This is a genomic window from Phycicoccus sp. Soil803, from assembly GCF_001429685.1.
Classification (GTDB): Bacteria; Actinomycetota; Actinomycetes; order Actinomycetales; family Dermatophilaceae; genus Pedococcus.
Genome location: NZ_LMST01000001.1, coordinates 2,566,445 through 2,589,349, shown reverse-complemented (window position 1 = coordinate 2,589,349; position 22,905 = coordinate 2,566,445). Strand labels below are relative to the sequence as shown.

Annotated in this window: 25 protein-coding genes and 1 riboswitch; of the genes, 12 read left to right on the top strand and 13 right to left on the bottom strand. The window is 71.5% G+C overall.

Annotated elements, in window-relative coordinates; all coding sequences use genetic code 11:
- Positions 1-97: 97 nt before the first annotated feature.
- A complete protein-coding gene (locus ASG95_RS11890) occupies positions 98-967 on the bottom strand; it encodes a CHAD domain-containing protein (RefSeq protein ID WP_057377598.1) in 870 nt (289 codons plus the stop codon).
- Positions 968-1,126: 159 nt separating this feature from the next.
- On the opposite strand from ASG95_RS11890, the gene ASG95_RS11885 reads away from it, so the two are divergent.
- Positions 1,127-1,327: a three-helix bundle dimerization domain-containing protein gene (locus ASG95_RS11885; RefSeq protein WP_056920860.1), complete on the top strand. Its 201-nt coding sequence runs from the start codon at positions 1,127-1,129 to the stop codon at positions 1,325-1,327.
- Between the two features lie 192 nt (positions 1,328-1,519).
- Here ASG95_RS11885 and ASG95_RS11880 read toward each other — a convergent pair whose 3' ends face one another.
- Complete coding sequence (locus tag ASG95_RS11880; RefSeq protein ID WP_057377597.1) at positions 1,520-2,218, bottom strand: spermidine synthase; 699 nt, start codon at positions 2,216-2,218, stop codon at positions 1,520-1,522.
- 100 nt (positions 2,219-2,318) lie between these two features.
- Between ASG95_RS11880 and ASG95_RS11875 the strand changes: the two genes are divergently transcribed.
- On the top strand, positions 2,319-2,924 hold the full coding sequence (locus ASG95_RS11875) for a GNAT family N-acetyltransferase (protein WP_057378881.1): 606 nt from the start codon (positions 2,319-2,321) through the stop codon (positions 2,922-2,924).
- Between the two features lie 15 nt (positions 2,925-2,939).
- Here the strand turns inward: ASG95_RS11875 and ASG95_RS11870 are convergent, their stop codons facing one another.
- Positions 2,940-3,428, bottom strand: coding sequence for a MarR family winged helix-turn-helix transcriptional regulator (locus ASG95_RS11870; RefSeq protein ID WP_056920862.1), 489 nt, complete (start codon positions 3,426-3,428; stop codon positions 2,940-2,942).
- A gap of 109 nt (positions 3,429-3,537) precedes the next feature.
- Here ASG95_RS11870 and ASG95_RS11865 point away from each other — a divergent pair, with 109 nt between their 5' ends.
- The gene (locus tag ASG95_RS11865; protein WP_057377596.1) at positions 3,538-4,116 is read left to right on the top strand and encodes an NADPH-dependent F420 reductase; all 579 of its coding nucleotides are present in this window, start codon (positions 3,538-3,540) and stop codon (positions 4,114-4,116) included.
- A gap of 80 nt (positions 4,117-4,196) precedes the next feature.
- On the opposite strand, the gene helR is transcribed toward ASG95_RS11865, so the two are convergent.
- Together helR and ASG95_RS11855 are read right to left on the bottom strand one after the other, a co-directional pair.
- Complete coding sequence (gene helR, locus ASG95_RS11860) at positions 4,197-6,395, bottom strand: RNA polymerase recycling motor ATPase HelR (protein ID WP_057377595.1); 2,199 nt, start codon at positions 6,393-6,395, stop codon at positions 4,197-4,199.
- A gap of 127 nt (positions 6,396-6,522) precedes the next feature.
- Positions 6,523-7,170, bottom strand: a complete 648-nt coding sequence (locus ASG95_RS11855) for a hemerythrin domain-containing protein (RefSeq protein WP_082592534.1) — start codon at positions 7,168-7,170, stop codon at positions 6,523-6,525.
- Positions 7,171-7,309: 139 nt separating this feature from the next.
- Here ASG95_RS11855 and ASG95_RS11850 point away from each other — a divergent pair, with 139 nt between their 5' ends.
- Together ASG95_RS11850 and ASG95_RS11845 are read left to right on the top strand one after the other, a co-directional pair.
- Positions 7,310-7,870 (top strand): 1-acyl-sn-glycerol-3-phosphate acyltransferase, encoded by a 561-nt coding sequence (locus ASG95_RS11850; RefSeq protein WP_056920866.1) that lies wholly within the window; start codon positions 7,310-7,312, stop codon positions 7,868-7,870.
- Between the two features lie 47 nt (positions 7,871-7,917).
- Positions 7,918-8,307, top strand: coding sequence for a DUF2237 family protein (locus ASG95_RS11845; protein ID WP_057377593.1), 390 nt, complete (start codon positions 7,918-7,920; stop codon positions 8,305-8,307).
- 20 nt (positions 8,308-8,327) lie between these two features.
- Here ASG95_RS11845 and ASG95_RS11840 read toward each other — a convergent pair whose 3' ends face one another.
- Both ASG95_RS11840 and ASG95_RS11835 read right to left on the bottom strand, forming a co-directional pair.
- Positions 8,328-8,723, bottom strand: a complete 396-nt coding sequence (locus ASG95_RS11840; RefSeq protein ID WP_057377592.1) for a DUF1801 domain-containing protein — start codon at positions 8,721-8,723, stop codon at positions 8,328-8,330.
- Positions 8,724-8,778: 55 nt separating this feature from the next.
- Positions 8,779-10,872 (bottom strand): ATP-binding protein, encoded by a 2,094-nt coding sequence (locus ASG95_RS11835; RefSeq protein WP_057377591.1) that lies wholly within the window; start codon positions 10,870-10,872, stop codon positions 8,779-8,781.
- A gap of 314 nt (positions 10,873-11,186) precedes the next feature.
- Here ASG95_RS11835 and ASG95_RS11830 point away from each other — a divergent pair, with 314 nt between their 5' ends.
- From ASG95_RS11830 to ASG95_RS11805, 6 genes are all read left to right on the top strand, one after another.
- Positions 11,187-11,726: a (2Fe-2S)-binding protein gene (locus ASG95_RS11830; protein WP_235543810.1), complete on the top strand. Its 540-nt coding sequence runs from the start codon at positions 11,187-11,189 to the stop codon at positions 11,724-11,726.
- Positions 11,723-12,718 carry a xanthine dehydrogenase family protein subunit M gene (locus ASG95_RS11825; RefSeq protein WP_057377590.1) on the top strand — a complete coding sequence of 332 codons (996 nt, stop codon included), beginning with the start codon at positions 11,723-11,725 and terminating at the stop codon, positions 12,716-12,718. The genes ASG95_RS11830 and ASG95_RS11825 overlap by 4 nt, the downstream gene beginning before the upstream one ends.
- Entirely contained in the window at positions 12,715-14,976 is a 2,262-nt protein-coding gene (locus ASG95_RS11820; RefSeq protein ID WP_200961909.1) for a xanthine dehydrogenase family protein molybdopterin-binding subunit, read from the top strand. Before ASG95_RS11825 ends, ASG95_RS11820 begins: the two co-directional genes overlap by 4 nt.
- A gap of 71 nt (positions 14,977-15,047) precedes the next feature.
- Positions 15,048-15,881 carry an ABC transporter ATP-binding protein gene (locus ASG95_RS11815; RefSeq protein ID WP_082592528.1) on the top strand — a complete coding sequence of 278 codons (834 nt, stop codon included), beginning with the start codon at positions 15,048-15,050 and terminating at the stop codon, positions 15,879-15,881.
- The gene (locus tag ASG95_RS11810) at positions 15,878-16,639 is read left to right on the top strand and encodes an ABC transporter permease (protein WP_057377589.1); all 762 of its coding nucleotides are present in this window, start codon (positions 15,878-15,880) and stop codon (positions 16,637-16,639) included. The genes ASG95_RS11815 and ASG95_RS11810 overlap by 4 nt, the downstream gene beginning before the upstream one ends.
- A gap of 18 nt (positions 16,640-16,657) precedes the next feature.
- Positions 16,658-17,422, top strand: a complete 765-nt coding sequence (locus ASG95_RS11805; protein WP_057377588.1) for a MerR family transcriptional regulator — start codon at positions 16,658-16,660, stop codon at positions 17,420-17,422.
- A gap of 46 nt (positions 17,423-17,468) precedes the next feature.
- On the opposite strand, the gene ASG95_RS11800 is transcribed toward ASG95_RS11805, so the two are convergent.
- Genes ASG95_RS11800 through ASG95_RS11790 form a run of 3 tightly spaced genes read right to left on the bottom strand, consistent with a single transcriptional unit; the run spans position 17,469 to position 19,078 of the window.
- Positions 17,469-18,107 (bottom strand): dihydrofolate reductase family protein, encoded by a 639-nt coding sequence (locus ASG95_RS11800; protein ID WP_057377587.1) that lies wholly within the window; start codon positions 18,105-18,107, stop codon positions 17,469-17,471.
- A 10-nt stretch (positions 18,108-18,117) separates the two neighbouring features.
- Positions 18,118-18,507: a TraR/DksA C4-type zinc finger protein gene (locus tag ASG95_RS11795; RefSeq protein WP_082592526.1), complete on the bottom strand. Its 390-nt coding sequence runs from the start codon at positions 18,505-18,507 to the stop codon at positions 18,118-18,120.
- On the bottom strand, positions 18,500-19,078 hold the full coding sequence (locus tag ASG95_RS11790) for a dihydrofolate reductase family protein (RefSeq protein ID WP_057377586.1): 579 nt from the start codon (positions 19,076-19,078) through the stop codon (positions 18,500-18,502). The genes ASG95_RS11795 and ASG95_RS11790 overlap by 8 nt, the downstream gene beginning before the upstream one ends.
- Positions 19,079-19,231: 153 nt before the next feature.
- On the opposite strand from ASG95_RS11790, the gene ASG95_RS11785 reads away from it, so the two are divergent.
- Positions 19,232-20,368: a DNA glycosylase AlkZ-like family protein gene (locus ASG95_RS11785; RefSeq protein ID WP_057377585.1), complete on the top strand. Its 1,137-nt coding sequence runs from the start codon at positions 19,232-19,234 to the stop codon at positions 20,366-20,368.
- Between the two features lie 16 nt (positions 20,369-20,384).
- Here ASG95_RS11785 and ASG95_RS11780 read toward each other — a convergent pair whose 3' ends face one another.
- Genes ASG95_RS11780 through ASG95_RS11770 form a run of 3 tightly spaced genes read right to left on the bottom strand, consistent with a single transcriptional unit; the run spans position 20,385 to position 22,542 of the window.
- A complete protein-coding gene (locus ASG95_RS11780; protein ID WP_057377584.1) occupies positions 20,385-20,822 on the bottom strand; it encodes a nuclear transport factor 2 family protein in 438 nt (145 codons plus the stop codon).
- A gap of 36 nt (positions 20,823-20,858) precedes the next feature.
- On the bottom strand, positions 20,859-21,317 hold the full coding sequence (locus tag ASG95_RS11775) for an isoprenylcysteine carboxylmethyltransferase family protein (RefSeq protein ID WP_057377583.1): 459 nt from the start codon (positions 21,315-21,317) through the stop codon (positions 20,859-20,861).
- A gap of 55 nt (positions 21,318-21,372) precedes the next feature.
- Positions 21,373-22,542: a DUF4185 domain-containing protein gene (locus ASG95_RS11770; protein WP_057377582.1), complete on the bottom strand. Its 1,170-nt coding sequence runs from the start codon at positions 22,540-22,542 to the stop codon at positions 21,373-21,375.
- A gap of 67 nt (positions 22,543-22,609) precedes the next feature.
- Positions 22,610-22,865: riboswitch (cobalamin riboswitch) on the top strand.
- Positions 22,866-22,905 lie beyond the last annotated feature (40 nt).

Genomic DNA, 22,905 nt, shown 5'->3' with positions numbered 1-22,905 from the left:
TGACAACGAGCGCCCCTGAGGCGGGATTCCGGGGTTCACCGAGGGCGAACGGCAGGAGCAGAGGCCGAGGGGCTTTGGCGCGGCGTCGGGCGCGCACTCAGGTGAACAGCCGTCGGGCGAGGCGCTGGGCCTTGACCTCGGTCTCGCGGGCGCGTCGCTGCTCGGCTTCATGGAGCAGACCGAAGGTGAAGCTGCTCTCGCCGGGGGCCTGGTCGGCCACGTCGGCAAGGCGGCGAAGCAGCTGGGCGCTGACCACGCTGTCCTGGTGCTCACCGAGCAGCGCCTGCAGCCGTCGGTAGCGGCGTGCGGCCTTGGTGGCTCCTGTCGACTCGACGCTGGACACCACCTCCGCCGCGTAGCGCGCCCGCTTGGCCGCCTTCCGGGCCCGGTGCATGTCCTCGACGTCGTCGGAGCGGTGCGCGTGCCTGAGTCGCTCGGCGACAGTGCGGTCCGCACGCCGCACCATGGGGGTGAGGGTGGACTCGGCCCGGCTGGCCTTGGCGGTCCAGGGCGGTTCGGTGCTCCATCGCTCGAGATGGTCGACCAGTGCGCGATGCCGTTCGCTGGTCAGCGCCGCGACCACGGCCGCCCAGTGCTGGAGTCGGTCGTGGCCGAGCTCGACGTCGATCCGAGTGCGTACCGGGCCGACGACCAGCTCCTCGTCGAGGCCGGCGACCAGCGCATCGAGTCGGTCCTGCAGGACCTGCAGGTCGCGCACCGGGCTCAAGGTGCCGGCCCACCAGCGCAGCTCGCGATCCAAGTGCGTGGCGGCCGGCGTGTCAAAGAGGGGCCCGTAGACGCGCAGGACGCTCCGGGCTCGGCGGGCCGCGACCCTCCCGGCGTGGACGACCGACTCATCGCCCTCCCGGAGCCTGTCGTCGGCGGTCAGCAGGGCCGTGAACTGCGCTCCCAGGTACGGCCCGACGAGTGACGCGGCACTGCCCGGGGTCGTCGTGGAGCCACTCATCGACAGACATCCTCCCTTCGCAGGGCCACCTGCACTCGATGCGTTTCGGGCGTCCCCGCGCGGGTCGGGACCCTCGTATTGTCGCGGACGGTTCCGTTCGGCGCGGGCTGCCGCGAGACTCCTCTTGCCCCGGCCCCGGGCCGGGATCACACTGACCGGATGAACGCGCACGACGAGGTAGCCGCACTCGACGAAGTCCAGGAGCGGCTGTCCCAGCGGTTCCCGGACCTGGGGCCCGACGTGGTCGAGGCGGCCGTCCGCGTGGCGCACTCCCAGCTCACCGGCCCGATCCGGGACTTCGTGCCGGTGCTCGTCGAGCACATCGCCCGAGACCGCCTGGGCTCGCTGGTGAGGCGCTAGCAGGGGGCGGCGGCCTGCCGCGATCACCCGGCCCAGGCTGGGTGACCAGACAGAGAGGACCGCGATGCCCGTCCGTCACGGCACGATGAACACCGCCCGCCCGGAGCGCTACGCCAAGCAGCTCGCCGGGCCCACCTCGAGCGGTTCGGTCAGCGCGACGAGCTCGATGTCGTCTGGCAGCCGGCCTAGGGCTCAACGACGCGGTCGGACCGCCAGGTAGACCGTGTTGGTGGACTCACCACCGGTCAGCGGGTTGGGGAACCGGACGACGTGGGCGGAGGCGTGGTCGAAGACCTCGCCCATCCGCCGCACCACCTCGGGCTCGGGTGGCTCGTCCGACCACAACGCGAACGCGCCGTCGTCGGTGACCATGCCGGCCAGCCGGGCGAAGCCCTCGACCGTGTAGAGGTCGCCGTGGTCGTCGCGCAGCAGCCAGTCGGGTGCATGGTCGATGTCCAGCAGGACCGCGTCGTAGGTGCGGTCGGCGCGGCCCGTGCGCACCAGGTCGAAGAAGTCGTCGAGCACCAGGCGCACGCGCGGGTCCGCGGCCATGCCCTCGGTGTCGGGCAAGAGGTTGCGCTGGTGCCACGAGATGACCTGCTCGAGCGCCTCGACGACGGTCAGCTCGGCCACCCGGTCGTCCTCGAGGGCGGCCAGCGTGGTGTAGCCCAGGCCGAGCCCACCGACCAGCACGGTGAGCGACTCGCCGGCCACCGCTGCGAGGCCGATGCGCGACAGCTCCTCCTCCCCGGTGGTGAACTGGCTGGACATCAGGAAGTCGTCGTCCAGCTTCACCTCGTGCACGTCCCGCTCGGTCACGCGGTCCCAACGCCGGCGGAGGCTGATGACGCCCCAAGGGGTGTCGGCCCAGTCAAGCTCCTCGATCCTCACCTCCCGAGACTAGTCGCGTCGTCGGCGGCGTCAGGCCGAGCCGTCGCCCGTGGCGCTGTCGACGGCCGTGGCTGTCGGCGGCTGGTGGGATGCTGCGGCCATGGGAGGACAGGACACCAGCACGACCACCACCCGCTCGTTCACGACGCGACTGCTCACCGAGGAGACCTGGCCGGACTTCGCGGCGCTCGTCGAGGCGAACAACGGCGTCTGGGGCGGGTGCTGGTGCATGGGCTTCCACCCCGAGGGTGTCGGTGCAGGCAAGACGGTCGCGGGCAACAAGGCCGCCAAACAGGCCCACGTCCGTGCGGGCACGGTCCACCAGGTGCTGGTCTACGAGGGTGACGACTGCGTGGGCTGGTGCCAGTTCGGGCCGCCCGTCGAGCTCCCCAACATCAAGAACACCAAGGCCTACGCGAAGGAGCTCACCCGCGAGCCGGACTGGCGGATCGGCTGCATCTTCACCGGCAGCCGGCACCGCGGGCAGGGTGTCGCCCGGGCCGCGGTCGCGGGGGTCATCGAGGCGATCCGGGCAGCCGGCGGGGGAGTCGTCGAGGCCTACCCGGAGCAGGTCGAGGCGCGGCCGCCACAGCGCGGCGCCTACTTGCACACCGGCCCCGAGACCTTGTTCGAGGAGTTCGGCTTCGAGCGCGACCGCCAGATCGCCAAGTGGCGCTGGGTGATGCGGCTCGACGTCGCGGGCTGAGCCGTCAGTGCCGGCTCAGCTGGTCGCTTCGTACAGCGGAGCCAGGGCGCGGTCGGTGTCGAGGGTCGGCAGGAGGGCGTCGCAGATCTCGCGGAGCTGCCTCACCTGGGCCGGGGTCAGCGGGTCCAACACGTGCCGCCGCACGGCCTCGACGTGACCGGGCGCCGCCGCGACGACGGCCTCCCAGCCGGCGGTCGTGAGGCGGGCGTTGGTGGCCCGTCCGTCCTGGGGACACGGGAACCGCTCGACCAGCCCCCGGTCCTCGAGCCGGCGCACGACGTGGGAGAGCCGGGGGAGGGTGGCGTTGGTGCGCGCCGCGAGGGCCGTCATCCGCAGCGTGCGCTCGGGCGACTCGGAGAGCATCGCGAGCACGTAGTAGTCGAAGTGCGTGAGCTGGGAGTCACGGCGCAGCTGCGCGTCGAGCGCGCTGGGCAGCAGCTCCACCACGGCGATCAGGCGCAGCCATGCCGCGCGCTCGTCCGCGTCCAGCCATCTCGGTTCCATGGGACGAGTCTAGCGAATACTTGAAGGAACAACTAAATCGTGTATGGTGTTACTTGAAGCAACAACCAAACCGAAGGCGACACCCGTCGCCCAGACCCAGGAGCACCTCATGGCACACCTCTCCATCATCGGCACCGGCAACATGGGCCAGGCCATCGCGGCCGTTGCGGGCCGCGGCGGACACACCGTCCAGCTGCTCGGCCAGGGCGACACCGCGACGCAGGTGACCGGCGAGATCGTGGTCCTCGCCGTCCCGTACCCGGCCGTCAGCACCGTCCTCGCCGAGCGTGGCGAGAGCCTGGCCGGCAAGGTCGTCGTCGACATCACCAACCCGCTGAACTTCGAGACCTTCGACTCCCTCACCGTCGCCTCCGACGGCTCCGCCACGGCCGAGATCGCCGAGGCACTCCCGCAGTCCCGCGTCCTGAAGGCGTTCAACACCAACTTCGCGGGCACCCTCGCCGCGGGCACCGTCGGCCCGCTCGGTACCACGGTCCTCATCGCCGGCGACGACGCCGACGCCAAGAGCGACCTGGCCGGGGTGATCACCTCCGGTGGTCTGGAGGCCATCGACGCGGGCTCCCTCTCGCGCGCTCGCGAGCTCGAGGCGATCGGCTTCCTGCAGATCACCCTCGCCGCCGGCGAGAAGGTCGCCTGGACGGGTGGCTTCGGCGTCGTCGCCGCCTGACCCAGCCCGGCTGACCAAGCCAGCCACGTATGCCGCGTCCGCCCCGGAGAGGGGCGGGCGCGGCATACGTCGTCTGGACGTCAGCTGGTGAGGAGCACGAGCTGTTGGGTGGCGCGGGTCATCGCGACGTAGCGGTCGACGGCACCCTCGATGCCCGCGCCGAAGGCCTGCGGGTCGACCAGCACCACGAGGTCGAACTCCAGGCCCTTGGCGAGCTCGGGCGTGAGCGACCGGACCCGGCCGTTCGCCGCGAAGGACGGGTCGCCGACGACGCACGCGACGCCTTCGGGATGGGCAGCGAGCCAGGTGTCGACGACCGACCGGAGGTCTGCGGCAGGCCCGTGCACCACCGGCAACCCGTTGCTGCGGATGGAGGTCGGGACGTTGGCGTCGGGCAGCGCGGCGCGGATCACCGGTTCGGCCTCGGCCATCACCTCCTCGGGCGTGCGGTAGTTGATGCTGAGCGAGGACAGCGTGCTGCGGTCCAGCCCCACCCGCTCGAGCCGCTCCTGCCACGACTCGGTGAAGCCGTGCCGGGCCTGCGCCCGGTCACCCACGATCGTGAAGCTGCGGGAGGGGCACCGGGCCAACAGCATCTGCCACTCGGCGTCGGTGAGCTCCTGTGCCTCGTCGACGACGATGTGCGCGAACGGTCCGGCGAGCAGGTCCTGGTCGACGTCCCGGAGGGCGTCCTCGTCGACCCAGCGGTCCTTGAGGTCCTGTCCCTTGAGCATCGACATGACCTTCATCTCGGAGTCGTCGGTCGCGATGAGGTGCTCGACCACCTGCGCCATCTGCTCGCGCTCAGCCGCGACCGCCGCCTCCTGCCGGCGCCGGCGGCGGGACGCCTCGGGGTCGCCGAGCCGCTGCCGGGCGGCATCGAGCAGGGGCAGGTCGGACGTCGTCCAGGCCTGGGCATCCCTGCGCTGCAGCAACCTCACCTCGTCCGGGCTCAGCCACGGGGCGCACATCCGCAGGTAGGCCGGTACCGACCAGAGGTCACCGACCAGGTCGGTCGCCTCGACGAAGGGCCAGGCCCGGTTGAGCGCGTCCTGCAGCTCGCGGTCCTGCTGGAGCGACCTGCGCAGCAGCTGGGTCGGCACGTCCTCGTCGTGCTGGTCGACGATGATCGTCACCAGCTCCTCCCAGACCTGGTCGCGCGCCTCGTTGTGGGGAGTGCCCGGGTCGGCGGCGTCGAACGCCGTCGCCCAGTCGTCGGGCGTGAGCCGCGCGTCGTCCCAGGGCGTGGTGACCGTCATCGCCTCGGTCGGTGGTTCCTCGTAGAACCGCACGGCCTGGTCGACCGCACGCACGAGGTCGGCCGAGGACTTGAGGCGGGCCACCTCGGGGTCTGCCTCGACCTGCGCGGTGCCGCCCTCGGGCACGAGGTCGCGCACGGTACAGGTCTGGACGCCCTCCTCACCCAGGCTGGGCAGCACGTCCGAGACGTAGGCGAGGTAGGGCTGGTGCGGGCCCACGAACAGCACGCCACCGCGCCGGTGACCCAGCCTCGGGTCCGCATAGAGCAGGTATGCCGAGCGGTGCAGTGCCACGACCGTCTTGCCCGTGCCGGGCCCACCGTCCACCACGAGCGCGCCGCGGGAGCTCGCTCGGATGATGGAGTCCTGGTCGGCCTGGATCGTGCCGAGGACGTCGCGCATCCGCGCCGAGCGGTTGCTGCCCAGGCTGGCGATGAACGCCGACTGGTCGTCCAGGGCCGCAGCGTGACCCGTGAACCCCTCCGCGGTGAAGACCTCGTCCCAGTAGTCGTTCACCCGGCCGCGTGACCAGCGGTAGCGGCGCCGGAAGGTCAGGCCCATCGGGTTCGCGTGGGTCGCCGCGAAGAACGGCTCGGCCGCCGGGGAGCGCCAGTCGACCAACAGCTGGCGGCCGGTGCGATCGGTGAGCCCGAGCCGGCCGACGTAGACCGGCTCGCCTCCGTCGCTGGCGGCCGAGCCGGCGGACACCATGTGCCCGAGGCACAAGTCGAGCCCGAACCGACGCAGGGCGCGCAGCCGAGCGGTCAGCCGGTGCACCTCGAGGTCGCGTTCCAGCACCTCCTGGCCGGCTCGCGCCGGTGCCGTGCGCTCGGCACCCAGGCGCTCGGACAGCTCGGTGATGGTCTCCTCGAGGCTCTGTCGGATGGCCTGGAAGTGGTCCTCGTCGCGGGCGATGAGGCCCGGGTCTGCCTTCGCAGAGAGGTGGTCCGGCAGGTCGAACGCCCCTGCATCCTTCACCTCGAGACCCTGAGCCCCTGCTTCGCGGTCGACCTCGTGCATGCGGCGGCTGCCCCCTTCGTTCGTCCCGGTCACGAGGGACGATTCTCAGGCAGCAGCAGGGCCTTGCCGCAAGGCCCCCTGTGCGCTATACGTTGGAGAGGGAGGACAGGTGGACTTCCCGCAGCACCTATCGGCGTGGAGGGGTCGCCGCCCAGATCGGTGCGATCTCCTTGCGGTACCCGCGCCCGAAGATCCCTCCGATGATCGACAGGACCGGCGCGGGCACGCTCGCGGTGATGCCCGCACGCTCCTCGGGTGACGCGCCGTCGAGCACCCACGAGAAGAACCGACCGCCGCGGGCCAGGCCGGTCTTCCCGAACGCCCTGCCCATCGCCTTGATCTCGGGGGTGTCCTTCTTGGCCTGGTAGACCGGTTCGAGCTCGGCCTCCTCGTGGTCGAGGTGCGCCACCGTCACGGTGCGCAGGGTCTCGAAGCAGGCCTTGGCAGCGGTGGCCTGCGCGTCGCCGGGGTCGCGCAGCAGACCGGCCATGGCGACGCGGGTCTCGGCGAGCGCGGCAGCCATGGTGTCGTGCTCGGCGTCCATGGCGTCGAGCAGCTCGGTGCTCACTCCCACCGCGTGCAGCGCCGGCCAGGCGATCTGGTGCTCGCCCTCGTGGTGGTGGGTGAGCTGGTCGTCGAAGTTCGCCCACGCGGTGGCGAGCTGGGCGGCCCTGGCGCGGTCGCCGGGCTGGAACGTCCCGAGCGCGGTGATGAACCGGTCGAGGTCGCGCCGGAAGGCGCCGTGGATGGCCTTGTTCATGCTCATCTCTCCCATGGCAGGACTGTAGGGCCGCAGCCCGGATCCGTGAACCGTCAACAGGCGGGGCCGGGTAGCCTTCCCTCACCGATCCGCATCCCCTGCGGGGCTGGCACGTGCGCCTTCCCCCCGGGAGGGGCCCCACCGAGAGGCACTGATGAGGAGTCGACTCGCCAGCCTCGTGCTGCGGGCCAGCCGCTGGACCGCCGTGGGGGAGGTGCCCCGGACCGGGGTCCTCGTGGGCGCGCCGCACACCTCCAACTGGGACTTCGTGATGATGCTGCTCATCATGTGGCGAGGTGGCGTGACCCCTCGGGTGCTGATCAAGAAGGAGCTGTTCAAGGGTCCGTTGGGCTGGCTGCTGCCGAGGCTTGGTGGGCTCCCGCTCGACCGGGACAACCCTGGAGCCGTGGTGCGGGAGCTGGTGCGTGAGGCGCGCAGTGGCGAGCCCTTCCTGCTGATCCTCGCGGCCGAGGGTACGCGCCAGAAGGGCGAGTACTGGAAGTCCGGGTTCTGGCGCATCGCGCGCTCGGCCAAGCTCCCCATCGCCCTGGCCTTCATCGACGGGCCTACTCGCACAGCAGGATTCGGTCCGACGATCACGGCCACTGCTGACGTCGTGGCCGACATGGACAAGGTCAGGGAGTTCTACCGCGACAAGCGCGGCATCCACCCCGAGCTGCGCACCGAGCCCCGCCTGCGCGAGGAGCAGCGCTAGGGCAGACTGCAGTGAGGCAGCTCTCGACCAGGACCGGAGGAGGCAGCGTGGCGGAGCGCAACGTCCTGGGTGGCGAGCTGGAGCAGTGTGGCACGAGCCCGATGACGGGCTTCTACCGCGACGGCTGCTGCACGTCGGGGCCGGAGGACCTTGGCAGCCACACGATCTGTGCCGTGGTCACGAGCGAGTTCCTCGAGCACCAGCGCGGCATCGGCAACGACCTCGCGACCCCGATGCCCGAGTACGGCTTCCCCGGCCTGGTGCCGGGTGACCGCTGGTGCGTCACCGCCCTGAACTGGGCCCGGGCCCACCGGGACGGAGCCGCAGCGCACGTCGTGCTCGCGGCCACCAACGAGGCGGTGCTGCGGGTGGTGCCCCTCGAGGCCCTGCGTCAGCACGCCGTCGACGTGCCGCCGGACCTGAGCTCGCTGACCTGAGCTCGCTGACCTGCGCGGGCTCAGCCCTTCTTGAGCTGTCGCCACCCACCGGCGCGGTTGTTGGCGATGATCTGGCGCAAGAACTCCAGGAGCGCCGGCTCGTCGATGGGGTCGCCCTCCCAGAACGCGATGGTCCGGGCGGTGGTGTTGTCGTGGCCGCCGGTCACGAGGCCGTGTGGGTCCGGCACGATCGCACCGTCGTAGACGAACAGGTTGACGTGGTCCTTCGTGGCCAGCAGCGCACACACGTTGCCAGCCAGGACGAAGTAGGGCTGGACCCGTCGCTTGACGACCTCGCGCACCTCGGGATCGGCGGTGTGGATGATGTCGCGCAGGTGCTGGCACAGCTCGCGCTGCCAGCCCGGCAGCGGCTCGAGGTAGGCGTCCACGCCCGGGTCCCGGTGGTAGGTGTCCATGAGAGGTAGACCGGCGCGCTGGGGCCGACTCATCGGCATACCGGCTTGCTGGTGGTCAGTGCAGCGGCCCGCTCGGGGCGATGGCCGAGGCGAGCGGGAAGAGGACGGTGAAGGTGGATCCCTGCCCGAGCACGGAGTCGACCCTGATCGTGCCCTCGTGCCCGTCGACGATCGCCTGCACGATCGACAGCCCGAGGCCGGTGCCCTGCACGGCGCGCTCGGTGGCGTCGGTCGACCTGAAGAACCGGCGGAAGACCTGTCGCTGGTCCTCCTCCGAGATCCCGTAACCGCTGTCGCTGACCACCAGTCGCGCCTTGGCGCCGCCCCGCTCGTCCCGCACGGTGTCGAGGGTCAGCGTCACGATGCCGCCGTCGGGCGTGAACTTCACCGCGTTGGACAACAGGTTCAGGACGACCCGCTCGATGGCGGTGTCGTCGCCGTCCACCGTGACCGGTCGGCTGGCGATCTCGTGGCGCAGGTGGAGGTTTCGCCGCTGGGTGAGAGGACCGGTGGCCTCCCAGGCGTGGTCGACGATGGCGGCGAGGTCGCAGGGTCGTTTGGCCAGGTTGAGCTGGCCCGACTCGATCCGCGAGTTGAGCAGCAGGTCCTCGATCAGGCCCAACAGCCGTCGTCCGTTGCGGTCGATCCGGGACACCAGGTCGAGCTGCTTGGGCGACATCTCCCCGACGGCCCCGTCCTCGAGCATCTCGGTGTACCCGAGCACGCTGGCCAGCGGGGTCCGGAACTCGTGGCTGACGGAGGAGAGGAAGTCGGTCTTGGTCTGGTCGAGGGCGGTGAGCTCCTCGACCGCGTTTCGCTCGCGCTGCAGCGCGAGCTGGACCGCCTCGGACGCGACCCGGCGCTCGGTGACGTCCTCGGCAACGCCGATGTAGCCGATCACCGAGCCGTCCTGGTCGACGATGGGGCTGATCGTGAGGTCGACCACGATCCGCTTCTGGTCGCTGGTCACCCAGGTCCAGTCGCGGGTCTCGCTGCGGCCGGCCTGGTCGAGCCCGTGGACCAGCACCTGTGGGCCCGGCGACAGGCCGAGCTCCGCGGCCCGGGCGGCCACCTCGGCCGGCTCGTGCAGCTCGACCCAGTTGAGCGAGCCGACGACGTCCTCGGACTGGTAGCCCAGCAGGTTCGTGGCCCCGCGGTTGAAGAGGGTGATGGTGCCGGTGGAGTCGGTGCCGATGATGGCGGTGGCCGCTGCCGAGTTCAGCACGGTCTGGGTGAAGGTCGCCTCGCTGAAGAGGTCGGCCAGCGCGTCGCGACGCTGGGCCGACGCCACGGCCAGCGCCAGACCGGTGACGGCGGCGGTGACGAGGAACGCCTGCGTGAGGGCCCCCACCGTCTCCGGGGCGACGGCGCCGGACTTTCCGGCGATGGCGAACGGCCCGTAGCCCTCGCTGGTGAGCCCGACCACGATGACCCCCAGCACCGCCAGCTGGGTGGCGAGGGCCCGCAGGTCCAGCCGCGTCGCCCCCCAGACGAGGACGGGCAGGGGGAGGAAGGCGAGGGGAAGGCCGTTGGTCGACGCGAAGACCCAGAGGGTGACGGCGAGCAGGACGATGCCCTGGAGGAGGTCCTCCAACCGCCACGGGATCGTCGCCTTGGTGGAGACGGCGACCCCGAGTGGCGCGAGCGTCAGCACTGCAGCCGCATGGGAGGCGGTCACGGCGTACGCGGTCGGGAAGAAGGTGCGGTCGAGGGCGTAGGTGACGATGAGGCCGGCCAGCACGCCGAAGACGAGCGCCCCCGCAAGCGTCGCGAGCAGGAGCCGCCCCAGGTCGTCCAGCGCGGCCAGCCTGGGGCGGCGGCCGCCCCGGGTCATCGCCCACCAGACCACCGCGGCCTCGGCGGTGTTGGCGAACCCGAAGTAGGTCGCCACGAGCGGTGTCCGTCCGCCGTACCAGTTCGCCAGGCCGCTGCTCACGACCATCCCGGCCAGCACGATGGCAGCTCGTCGGCGGTTCGGTCCGGTGGCGAGCAGGAACGCGATCCCCAGACCCGCGGCCGGCCACCAGACGGCCACCGACGAACCCGGTGGGGCGAACCGGACCGCCGTCGCGCCGAGGACGAAGATGCCGACCAGCACCAGCCCTGCGGCCACGTCCCACCGACGGAGGAGGGCAAGCGCGCGGTTCACCGCGCTCCGCCCGGCCCCGGCCCGACCAACCCCCGAGCCACCGGCGGCACGGGAGGGCGATCCTCCTGGCAGGTGGGCATGGGTCATTCTTGCGCAGCAAGCACCCAGAGGTGGGGGACATCGGAGGTGTCGCCTCGCGAGGAAACTCGGCAGAGGTTCCACCCGGATCTCCCACATCGTCCGTCTAGTGGGTGTGGAGTGGTGTGCGGGAGGCAGGAAAGGGGGCCGGCGTGGAGCCGCGTGAGGACGACGTCCCAGACCTCGCGACACTTTCCGACGCTGGACTAGTCTCCGGACTGAGGAAGGGAGACGCCGTGACCGTGCAGTCCAGCACCACCCCCGCGGTCTCGTTCACGCTCAACGGCGCCCCCATCGAGGTGGCCGTCGAGGCCGGGGTGAGCCTCCTCGACCTGCTGCGCGAGCGCCTCGACCTGACCGGCACCAAGAAGGGCTGCAACCAGGGGGCCTGCGGGGTCTGCACCGTCCTCGTCGACGGCCGGCGCGTGCTGGGGTGCCTCACCCTCGTGGCGCAGCTCGACGCCCGCGAGGTGACCACGATCGAGGGCATCGGCACCCCCGAGCAGCCGCACGACCTCCAGCGGGCCTTCATCGGCGCCGACGGGTTCCAGTGCGGCTACTGCACCTCGGGCCAGATCTGCTCGGCCTTGGGGATGTTGCGCGAGCTCGCTGACGGCGTGCCGAGCGCTGTCGCCGAACACGTTGCAGCGCAACCCGGTTCGAGTGAGCTGGAGGTGCGCGAACGGATGAGCGGCAACCTGTGTCGCTGTGGCGCCTACAACGGCATCGTGGACGCCATCACTGCCTACGCCGACGCCGCGGGCGGTCACCGATGAGACCGGTCTCGTATGCCGTGCCCGCCAGTGTCGACGAGGCGCTGGCGGCCATCGCCGACCTGCCCGGCGCGAAGTTCCTCGGCGGGGGGACCAACCTGGTCGACCTCATGCGCGAGGGGATCGAGGCGCCCGCCGTCCTGGTCGACGTGACCAGGCTGCCGCTGGCGGAGATCACCGAGACCGCCGACGGTGGTCTGCGCATCGGGTCCGGCGTCCGCAACACCGACCTCGCCGCGCACCCGTTGCTGCGCGAGCGCTACCCCGTCGTGGCCCAGGCAGTGGTCATGGGTGCCTCCGGCCAGATCCGCAACATGGCGACCGTGGGGGGCAACCTGCTGCAGCGCACCCGGTGCCTCTACTTCTACGACCATGCGGCCGCCTGCAACAAGCGCGAGCGGGGCGCTGGCTGCGACGCCGCCGCCGGCCACAACCGGATGGGCGCCGTCCTCGGGGCGAGCGAGCACTGTGTGGCCGTGCACCCGTCCGACCTCGCGGTGGCGCTGGTGCTGCTCGACGCCCAGGTCGAGGTGGTGAGCCGCAGCGGCACCAGGCTGATCCCCATCGGCGACTTCCACCGCCTGCCGGGCCAGACCCCCGACGTCGACACGACGCTGGCCGCCGACGAGCTGGTCACGGCCGTGCTCCTGCCGCCGGAGCCCCTGGCCCTCCGGTCGCGCTACCGCAAGGTCCGCGACCGTGCTTCCTATGCCTTCGCCCTGGTGTCGGTCGCTGCCGCACTCGAGGTGCGTGACGACAGCGTCACCCAGGTGCGGGTCGCCCTCGGCGGGGTGGCCCACAAGCCTTGGCGCGCAACGGTTCTCGAGGAGCAGCTGACTGGTCGGCCCGCCACCGACGAGGAGTTCGAGCGCGCCGCCCGGGCCGAGCTGGCGCAGGCGGTCGGAGGGCCCGACACCGAGTTCAAGATCGGGCTGGCGGTCCGCACCATCACCGCGACCCTGCGCCAGCTGCGCGACGAAGGGGGTGCGGCTTGACGATCGCCCCGGAGCGCACGACCACGACCGCACCGCCGACGGAGGCTCCGGCCGGCGCCCCCGGCCCGGCCATCGGGCGTGCCGTGGACCGGGTCGACGGGCTGGCGAAAGCCACGGGTACGGCACGGTTCTCGGCCGAGTACCCGATCCCGGGACTGACCCACGCGGTCCTCGTCCACGCGCCGATCGCCCGCGGTCGCATCACCGCCCTGGACACCACGGTCGCCGAGGCGCACCCGGGCGTGGTCCTCGTCCTCACCCACCACAACGCCCCGCGCCTCACGCCGCCGCCCGCCCGGATGAACCCGATGGACCTGTCGACCATGGCGGCCGGCAGCACGATCCCGTTCCTCAACACCGACGAGGTGCACGTCGACGGCCAGCCGGTCGCGGCCGTCGTGGCCGAGACCCTCGAAGCCGCCCAGTACGCCGCCTCGCTGGTCCGGGTCGAGTACCTCGAGGTCACACCGACCGGCGACTTCGACGCCGAGCTCGGCAACTCCACGCCGGTCCGCTCGATGCCCGTCATGCCGCCGACCGGCGGCAAGCGCGGTGACGCGCGGGCGGCATACGGGAGGTCGCCGGTGCAGGTGGACCTCGCCTTCAGCACCCCGCAGCACAACCACAACGCCCTCGAGCCGCACGCGACGACCGCCGAGTGGGACGGTGACCGGCTCACGGTCTACGAAGGCTGCCAGAACATCGACTGGACCCAGAAGTACCTCGCCAAGCGGTTCGGGATCCCTGCCGGTGACGTGCACGTCGTGGCGAAGTTCGTCGGCGGCGCGTTCGGGGGCAAGTCGAAGGTGTGGGCCGCGACCCTCATCGCCTGCATGGCGGCGAAGGTGGCCCAGCGACCGGTGCGGCTGGCGCTCACCCGCGAAGGTGTCTACCGCACCGTCGGGGGGCGCACCCCGACCCGACAGCGGGTGGCGATCGGCGCCTCGGCCTCGGGCCACATGGAGGCCCTGATCCACGAGGTGACCTCCCGCAAGGGCCGGGTGGGTGGCGAGGCCGACCAGGTCGTGGCCTGCAGCCTCGACCTCTACGACGCCGCGGCGATCCTGGCCGAGCAGCGGATCGTCGAGCTGGACCTCATGCCCAACACCGCGATGCGCGCGCCGGGGGAGGCGCAGGGCAGCTTCGCCGTCGAGTCCGCGGTGGACGAGCTCGCCGTGGTGCTGGGGCTGGACCCGGTCGACCTGCGGCTGCGCAACCAGCCGGGGGAGCGCAGCCCGGTGCACGGCACCCGCTACTCGCACCGCCGGCTCGCGCAGACCCTCGAACGCGGACGCGATCTCTTCGGCTGGGCCGACCGACCCGCGCCCGGCACCCGCGACGGCAAGGACCTCGTCGGGTGGGGCGTCGCCGCAGCCATCCACCCGTCCTGGGAGTTCATCGCGAACGTCCAGCTCACCGTCGACGCGACCGGTGGCGTCACCCTGGCCTGCGCGTTCCACGAGATGGGCATGGGCACGGCGACCGTGGTCGGCCAGATGGTCGCGGACTGCCTCGACGTGCCGCTCGAGCGGGTGACCGCCGTCTACGGCGACTCCGACCTGCCGATGGGTCCCGGCGCCGGTGGCTCGGGGCAGACCGCCAGCCTGGCCGCCTCGGTCGAGCGGGCCTGCCGCGCGATGCGCAAGCGCCTCGACTCCCTGGCCGATCGCGTGGGTATGCCGGATGGTTCCGACCCGGGGGAGGTCCTGTCCCGCGCGGGCGAGGGATCGCTGACCGTGGAGGTCGGGGCCGACAGCGGACCGCGGGCGACGTGGGGGCAGGTGCGGTTCCTGTCGAAGATGGTGCTCGACAGCCGGCGGTGGATGAAGGCGGCCACCGGGGCGCACTTCTGCGAGGTACGGGTCGACGCCGACACCGGGGAGCTCCGCGTGACCCGGTGGACCAGCGTGTTCGACGTGGGCCGGGTCGTGAACCCCAAGACCACCCACAGCCAGCTGCGCGGCGGCATCGTCATGGGTCTGGGACTCGCGATGGGGGAGGAGACGCTGATCGACACCCGCAGCGCGCGGATCATGAACCCCAGCCTGGCCGAGTACCACGTGCCGGTCCATGCGGACGTGCCCCACCTCGACATCCACACCCTCGACGACCCCGACCCGCAGATGCCGCTGGGCATCCTCGGAGCCGGTGAGGTGGGCATCGTCGGGGTCGGTGCCGCCGTGGCCAACGCGGTGCGCCACGCCACCGGTCGCCGGGTCACCGACCTGCCGCTGACGCTGGACCGCATCGTGGGCTGATCAACCGTCCCGGGGGCGCCTCGGAACCGGGCTTGACCTTGACGCAGGGTCAGGGTTGCACCCTTTGCGTCATGACCACACCATCACCCATCATCGAGATCGTCGGGCTCACCAAGTCCTACGCCGACCACGAGGTGCTCAAGGGCGTCGACCTGACCGTCTCCCAGGGCGCCATCCACGCCCTGCTCGGCACGAACGGAGCCGGCAAGACCACCGTCGTGCGGATCCTGTCCACCCTGCTCAAGGCCGACGGCGGCACGGCCGTGGTGCACGGCCACGACGTCGCCACCGCCCCGGACCGGGTCCGCGAGTCCATCAGCCTCACCGGCCAGTTCGCGGCCGTCGACGAGGTCCTCACGGGGCGCGAGAACCTCGTCCTCGTCGCCGAGCTGCGCCGACTCCGTGAGGCGAGCGCTGTCGCCGACGAGCTGCTGGCACGGTTCGACCTCACCGAAGCGGGCGGACGCCGAGCGGGCACCTACTCCGGCGGCATGCGCCGCCGGCTGGACATCGCGATGAGCCTGATCGGCAACCCGCCGGTGCTCTTCCTCGACGAGCCGACCACCGGGCTCGACCCGCAGTCGCGGCTCGAGGTCTGGGCCACCATCCGGGAGCTCGCCGGACGAGGCACCACGGTGCTCCTCACGACGCAGTACCTCGACGAGGCCGAGCAGCTGGCCGACCGGATCGCGATCCTGCACGAGGGTCGGATCATCGCGGACGGCACGCTGGCCGAGCTCAAGCAGCTCTTCCCGCCGGCCGAGGTCGAGTACGTCGAGAAGCAGCCGTCGCTCGAGGAGATCTTCCTCGCCGTCGTCGGCCACGACCACGACCACAACGACCACCACGACACCCACGCGCACGCACCCGCCGCCCCGTCGACCCCTGCAAAGGACGCCCGATGACCACCGACCTCGTCCACGACACCACGGTCCTGCTCAAGCGCTCGCTCCGGCACATCCTGCGCAGCCCCGACACCATCATCACCACGGCGGTCACGCCGATCGCCATGCTGCTGCTGTTCGTCTACGTCTTCGGCGGCGCGATCGACGTCGGCGGGGCCAACTACGTCACCTACCTGCTCCCGGGGATCCTGCTCATCACCGTCGCGTCCGGGATCGCCTACACCGCGTTCCGGCTCTTCACCGACGTCTCGGGCGGCATCTTCGAGCGCTTCCAGTCGATGCCGATCACCAGGTCGGCGCTGCTCTGGAGCCACGTGCTCACGTCCGTCGTCGCCAACCTGACGTCGCTCGTGCTCGTCGTGCTGGTCGCCCTGGTGATGGGATTCCGCACCGGTGCAGGGGTGCTCGCCTGGCTCGCGGTCCTCGGGATCATGGTGCTGTTCACGCTCGCCCTGACCTGGCTGGCCGTGATCCCGGGCCTCACGGCGAAGTCGGTGGACGGCGTGAGCGGGTTCTCCTACCCGCTGATCTTCCTGCCGTTCGTCAGCTCGGCCTTCGTGCCCACGGCGGGGATGCCCGGCCCGGTGCGCTGGTTCGCGGAGCACCAGCCGGTCACCTCGATCGTCAACACCATCCGCGCGCTCTACGCCGAGCAGCCGTTGGGCAACGACGGCTGGCTCGCCCTGGCGTGGTGCGTCGGGCTGCTGCTGGTGGCCTACGCCCTGGCGATGCGCACCTACCGCACCAAGGTCGCCTGAAGCGCGAGGATGGGAGCCATGCTCACGATCAGCCAGCTCGCGTCGTACGCCGGCGTGACCGTGCGTGCCGTCCGGCACTACCACGCCAAGGGCCTGCTGCCCGAGCCCGAGCGCGACGCGTCGGGATACCGGCGCTATGACGCGGCCGCTGTCGTCGAGCTCGTGCGGATCCGCACGCTCGCCGACGCCGGCGTCCCGCTGGCCAGGGTGCAGGAGCTGCTGGTCGCGGATGACGAGGAGTTCGCGGCGGCGGTCGAGGACATCGACCGCCGCCTGCGCTCGGAGATCCGCCAGCGCCAGCGGCACCGCGAGCGGATCGCGCAGCTCGTCGCGGGCGAGAGCCTCGCCCTGCCGCCGGAGGCGGTGGCCTACCTCACGCGGCTGCGCAGCCTGGACGTCCCCGAGGAGATGGTCGAGGCCGAGCGCGACGCGTGGATCCTCGTGGCCGCGCAGATCCCCGAGCGGATGGCGTTCTACATGGAGACGAAGGAGCGACAGCTCGACGACCCCAACGTGCGTGACCTCTACCGCGACCTGGCTGAGATCACGCAGTGGTCGGCGGACGACCCGCGCCTCGACCAGGCGGCCGAACGGCTGGCCGCGCAGTTCGAGCAGGTGCCCGACGACGCGTGGGACGAGGAGATGCTGCCCCAGGACCTCGCCGACCTGCTGGACGGCGTCTTCCTCTCGTCCGTGCCCGGCGCCCGTCGCATCCTCACGCGGCTCGAGCAGCTCGGCTGGACCGGGTGGACCAACATCCAGCGGCTGGAGCCAGCCGGCTGACGGCGCGGTGTGCCACGTAGCCGAGCCACGCGGCATACCGCACCGCTCAGGCGGTGGCCTTGCGCGTGAAGGTGAGGTGCGTGACCCCGCTCGGGGTGGAGACCGCCTCGATGTCGTAGGTGTCCTCGATGCCCTCCAGGCCGTCCCAGATCCGCACCCCACGGCCGAGCAGGATGGGCACCTGCACGAGGTGCAGGTGGTCGACCAACCCGGCGAGGACGAAGTCGCGGACCACCGTGGCGCCACCGCCGATCCGGATGTCCTGGTCTCCCGCTGCCGCGCGAGCCTGCTCCAGGGCCTCGGCCGGGCTGGCGTCGAGGAAGTGGAACGTCGTGCCGCCCTCCATCTCGATCGAGGGCTTGGCGTGGTGGGTCAAGACGAAGGTGGGCGTGTGGAACGGCGGGTTGGGCCCCCACCAGCCCTGCCACTCGGGGTCGTCCTGCCAGCCGGGCGGCCCGAACTTGTTGGCGCCCATGATCTCCGCACCGATGCCCGGGGTGTGCCTTTCGGCGAAGGCGTTGTCGCCCCCGAGCGACCCCCGGCTCTCGTCCCAGTAGCGGGTCGCGAACATCCACTCGTGGAGTCGCTCACCGGCATGGCCGAAGGGGGCCTCGAGGGACTGTGGCTCGCCGGTGGCGAAGCCGTCGAGCGAGATCGACAGGTTGTGGACCCGCGTGATGGACATGGTGCTCTCCTCAGGTGGTGGACTGGACGTGCGCGACGCAGGTGCGAGCCGTCGGCCTGGCCTCGAGCCTCGCTGGCGCGATGGGCTCGCCGCACACCTCGCAGAGACCGTAGCTGCCGCCGCGCAGTCGGGCCATGGCCGCATCGATCTGGGCTAGCTGGTCCTGAGCCGCGCCGATCAGGGAGGACAGCTGCGAGCGTTCGTAGGCGATGGTCTGGCCCTCGGGGTCGTGCTCGTCGTCGGCGTTGGAGTCCTGCGAGGCAGCGAACAGCGACTGGAGGTCGCTGTTCATGGACGCCAGCCGAGCACGCACCTCGTCGCGCTCCTCGCGGAGCCGCTCGTCGACGGCGTCGCGGTCGACCTCCACGGCGGACTCTCCAGGACCGTCGGGCTCAACCATGGAGGGTCGGTCGGTAGACGAGCTCCTGGATGTCATGGTCGAGGGTCCGGTGCTCGACCAGCTCCAGGTCGAAGTCGGCAGCCCCTGCGAAGATCGGACCCAGACCGGTCTGGCCGGTGATGACCGGGAAGATCGACACCTGGACGAAGTCGACGAGGCCTGCGGCCATGAGGGCCCGGTTCATCGCGAGGCTTCCGTGTGAGCGCAACGGCATATCGGACTCCTCCTTGAGGCGGGCGACCACGTCGAGGGCATCGCCCCTCGCGATCGTGGCGTCCGGCCAGTCGAGCGGTCCGTCGAGGGTCGACGACACCACGATCGCTGGGAGGTTCACCATGAGTGTGACCCACGGGTCGCGCACCTCGGGGTCCTCGGTGCTGTCGGCCAACATGTCGACGAACGCCCGGAAGGTGTTGGCGCCGAACACCATCCGCTGGTCCTCGGCGTAGAGGTCGAGGCGGTGGTCGAGCAGCTCCGGGCCCTGCTTCCCCCAGTAGCCGGTCCAGTCGCCGCTGGCGGCGCCGTAGCCGTCGAGGCTGCTGAAGACGTCGAAGGTGTAGGTGGCTGTCATGGGTCTCTCCCGTCCTGTGGGTCGTGTGGGCGTTCGGTTGCTACCGATGCAGACCCGCGCCGACCGGCGAACTCATCGTCGCCCATCGCCTCACGGTCCGCCCGCTGGCCGAACAGGGAGCCTTTCGTCCGGAACTCGTGCGAGGCTCCGCCCATGGACGTGCGCAGGGCCGAGGTGTCCGTGTCGTGGAGCCAGGCACTGGCCTGGCGGCTGGAGCGACACCTGCTCGCACCCGCGGGGTCGGAGTCCGTGGCCGGGGTCGTCCGTCGGCTCGGCGCGGTGCCCTCGATGGACGAGTCGCTCGCTGAGCTCGCGGTGCGGACCCGCCGGACGTCCTCGCGGCCCGGCGAGCTGGCGAAGGCCTTGGCAGCGGGGACGGTCATCAAGGTCTTCGCCTTCCGCGGTGCCGTGCACTACCTGTCGCCCGAGGACGGCGGTGCCTACCTGGCCCTCCGGGCCGCGGGACGACAGTGGGAGCTGCCCAGCTGGGTCGACTACTACCGCCTCGCGCCCGAGGACTGGCCGGACTTCCGGGCGGCCGTGCGGGACGCGCTACACGATGGTCCCCTGACCCTCGCCGAGCTGGGCGACACGCTGACCCGGCAGGCGGCATACCGGCACCTCAAGCCGGTCTTCGACGACGGTGCCGGCACCCTCATCAAGCCCCTCGCCTGGCAGGGCGACATGGGCTTCGGCCCGCCCCGCGACGGGCGGGCCACCTTTCAGCGGCTCGACACCAACCCCCGCTGGGCCGGGATCCCGGACCTCGACGTCGCGGGCCCGGCTGCCATCAGGGCCTACCTGGGCACCTATGGTCCGGCGACGGTCGACCACGTGCACTACTGGCTGGGCAGCGGCCTGAGTGCGGGACGCAAGCGGCTGAACGGCTGGCTGCACGGTCTCGGCGACCGGCTCGTGCCAGTCGACGTGGATGGCACGGTGGCGCACGTTCTGCGCGAGGACGTCGACGGGCTGGCGGCTACCCGGCCCACCGACGCCGTGCGGTTCCTGCCCGGCCACGACCAGTGGGTCATCGGCCCCGGGACCAAGGATGCGCACGTGACACCGCCAGCGTGCCGGGAGCTGATGACGCGCAAGGCCAACCCCGTCACGCGAGCAGGCGTGGTCTGCGGGACCTGGGCGCGGCGGGGCGACGCGCTCACGGTGAGCTGGCTCGACGCCGCGAAGCGCCCCGACGCGGCCCTGGAGGAGGAGGGTGACCGCCTGGCGTCACTGCTCGGCGGCGGGCTACGGGTGCGGCTCACCTCCCCGACCCGACCTGCAACCTGAGTGCCCCGGAGGGTGCTCAGGTTGCAGACTGGTGCGGGGGTGGTCGGTAGAGCTCCGCGACGGCCGCCTCGATGTCGTCACCCTCGACGTCCACCGGCTCGACGTAGAGACGACCCTCGGCGACCAGGTCGTCGCGGATGACGAGCACGATGACACCACGCATCGAGAAGCCGGAGCCGTCGACGTGGTGTCCGCGCCAGTCGACCTCCGCCCACTCGGTGTCGCCGTCGACGATGTGGGCCAACAGCTCGGCGTGGAAGTCGGGGACTCCCTCGAAGACGGAGGTCCAGTTGGCGAGCACCTGGGCGCGGCCCCGGAAGGCGCGGCCGGGGTGCGCCGGCTGGGCACTCACGTAGTCCTCGGCGAAGTGCGACGCGAAACGATCGGCGTCGTGGGCGTTCTGGGCCTCGGTGAGGCGCTCCATCATGCTCGTCATCATCGGCCTGCTGTTCATGGGCACCTGCTGTTCATCGGCCTGCTGTTCATCGGCTCAGACCCACCGCCGCACGCGAGACCGGTAGGCGTCGTACTCGGCCCCGAACTTGCCGGCCAGGTAACGCTCTTCGGGACGGATCGCGCCCCACCAGAGTGCGGCCACTCCGATCGGCACGAGGACCAACGCCCAGAACGAGTGTGCGAGGAGCGCCCATCCGACGTCGAGGGCGACGAGCCCCACGTAGAGCGGGTTCCGGCTCAGCCGGAACGGCCCCGACTGGAGCACGAGAACGGTGGCGCCGCCGGGCAGCACCGCGGTGTCGTGGGTGACCATGTGGGCCAGCGTCCAGCCGTTCCACAGCACGAACGCGACGACCAGGGCCCAGCCGACCCACCGGACTGCCGAGCCGGTGACCGCGACGGGGTCGGCCGTGGCCGCGCTCAGGAGGAGCCCCGCGGCGAGCGGCACCCCCAGGGCCACCGGTGGCCAGATCCGGAACGCAGGCGCATCCACGACTGCCATCGTCGCCCGACGCCGTCCGGTCGGCAAGGGCCGGCGGCCGGTCAGGTCAGGGCCGGTCGAGCTCCGCGAAGACCGGGCGACCCAGGGACGGGTCGGTGAGCAGCCGGCTGAAGTCGGTGGTGTTGCGCGAGATCGAGATGAGCAGCTTGCCGTCGGCCAGCGTGATGCCGGGGTGGGCCAGCGGCGCGTACTGGAGCTGCCCGGACGGGTCCTGGAAGTCCGCCCGCGTGCCGCGCCGGGCGGTCCAAGGGCCGACGGGGGAGTCGGACGTCCAGGCGTAGACGGTGTTGCCGAGGTCGCCGTCGCGCTTGGAGACGATGACGTACCTCCCGTCGAGCACGTCCACAGACAGGGTCTGGGAGACGCCTCCGCGAGCCGGCAGGACGACCGCCGCCCGCGACGGCTCGCCCACCCAGGCCGTCCCGTCCCAGAACTGCCACGTCGCGCGGTCGCGCGCGTCGGCGATCGGTGCGCGGGCGGCATACAGGGCCCGTCCGAACGAGTCCTTGCTGGGCAGGCGGGTGCCGTAGACGTAGAGCCAGCCACCCCGGACCGTCATGGCCGAGCCCCAGTTGACCTGGTCGGCGGCAGTGCTGTCGGGGGTGATGTCGAGCTGCTCCCGCAGGGTCGGTGCACCCCCGGGCGCGACGTCGAAGAGGGACGCGCTGCTCCCGAGGTAGGTGAAGTCGAGGCCGCCCGCAGTGCCCCGACGGATGCGGGCCGAGACGACGACGAGTACGTCGCCCTCGGGCCGGGACACCGACACCACGGACATCGGCCAGTGCACGACACCATCGGCGCGGTCCGGGATCACCGGCCCCTGACCGGCCGCCTCGACCTGCGACGTGCACAGGCCGCTCGTCACGAGCATGGAGTTGGCGACGATGCGCGGGGTGATGCCGTCGCCCCGCACGGTGTCGCCGAACACCCACACGATCCGGTCGTCGGGAAGCCGCGCGCTCGCCCCGATGTCGCCGGCCTGCCACAGGGGGAGGTCCAGACCCGCGACGATCCGGTTGAGCTGGGTCACCGTCACCGCCGGCGGCTTCCCGGTCGGCGTCACCCGAGCGCAGGTCGGCGTCAACCGCGGGTATGCCGCGTCGCCGGGCGTCGTGCCACCGCCGCCACCGGGCGTGGTGGAGCAGCCCGCGAGCACCGCGGTGAGCACCAGCCCGGGCGCTGCGCCCCCGAGGAGGGAAGGGGTGGCGCGGCGCATGGCGGCAATCCTAGGGACGCGACACGCGGACCCAACATGTGGTGCCACGAATTCGCACCACCACCCGCATATGGTGTCTCTTGCTGGTCCGGAGGCCGCGCAATCGGTCTCCGGGGCAAGAGGGAACCCGGTGTGAATCCGGGACTGCCCCGCAGCGGTAAGCGGAAACGACCGCCGTCATCAAGCACTGCTCGCACCACGCGGGTGGGAAGCGACGGCCAGTAGGAACCGCCCCGACGACCCGAGCTCGCCAGAGCTCACCCCACGGTCGCCGAGGCGAAGGTCCGCGAGTCCGAAGACCTGCCAGCGACCGCACACGCCGTGTGCGGTGAGTCGTGGCCTCGAGGGCGGGTCACACGACCT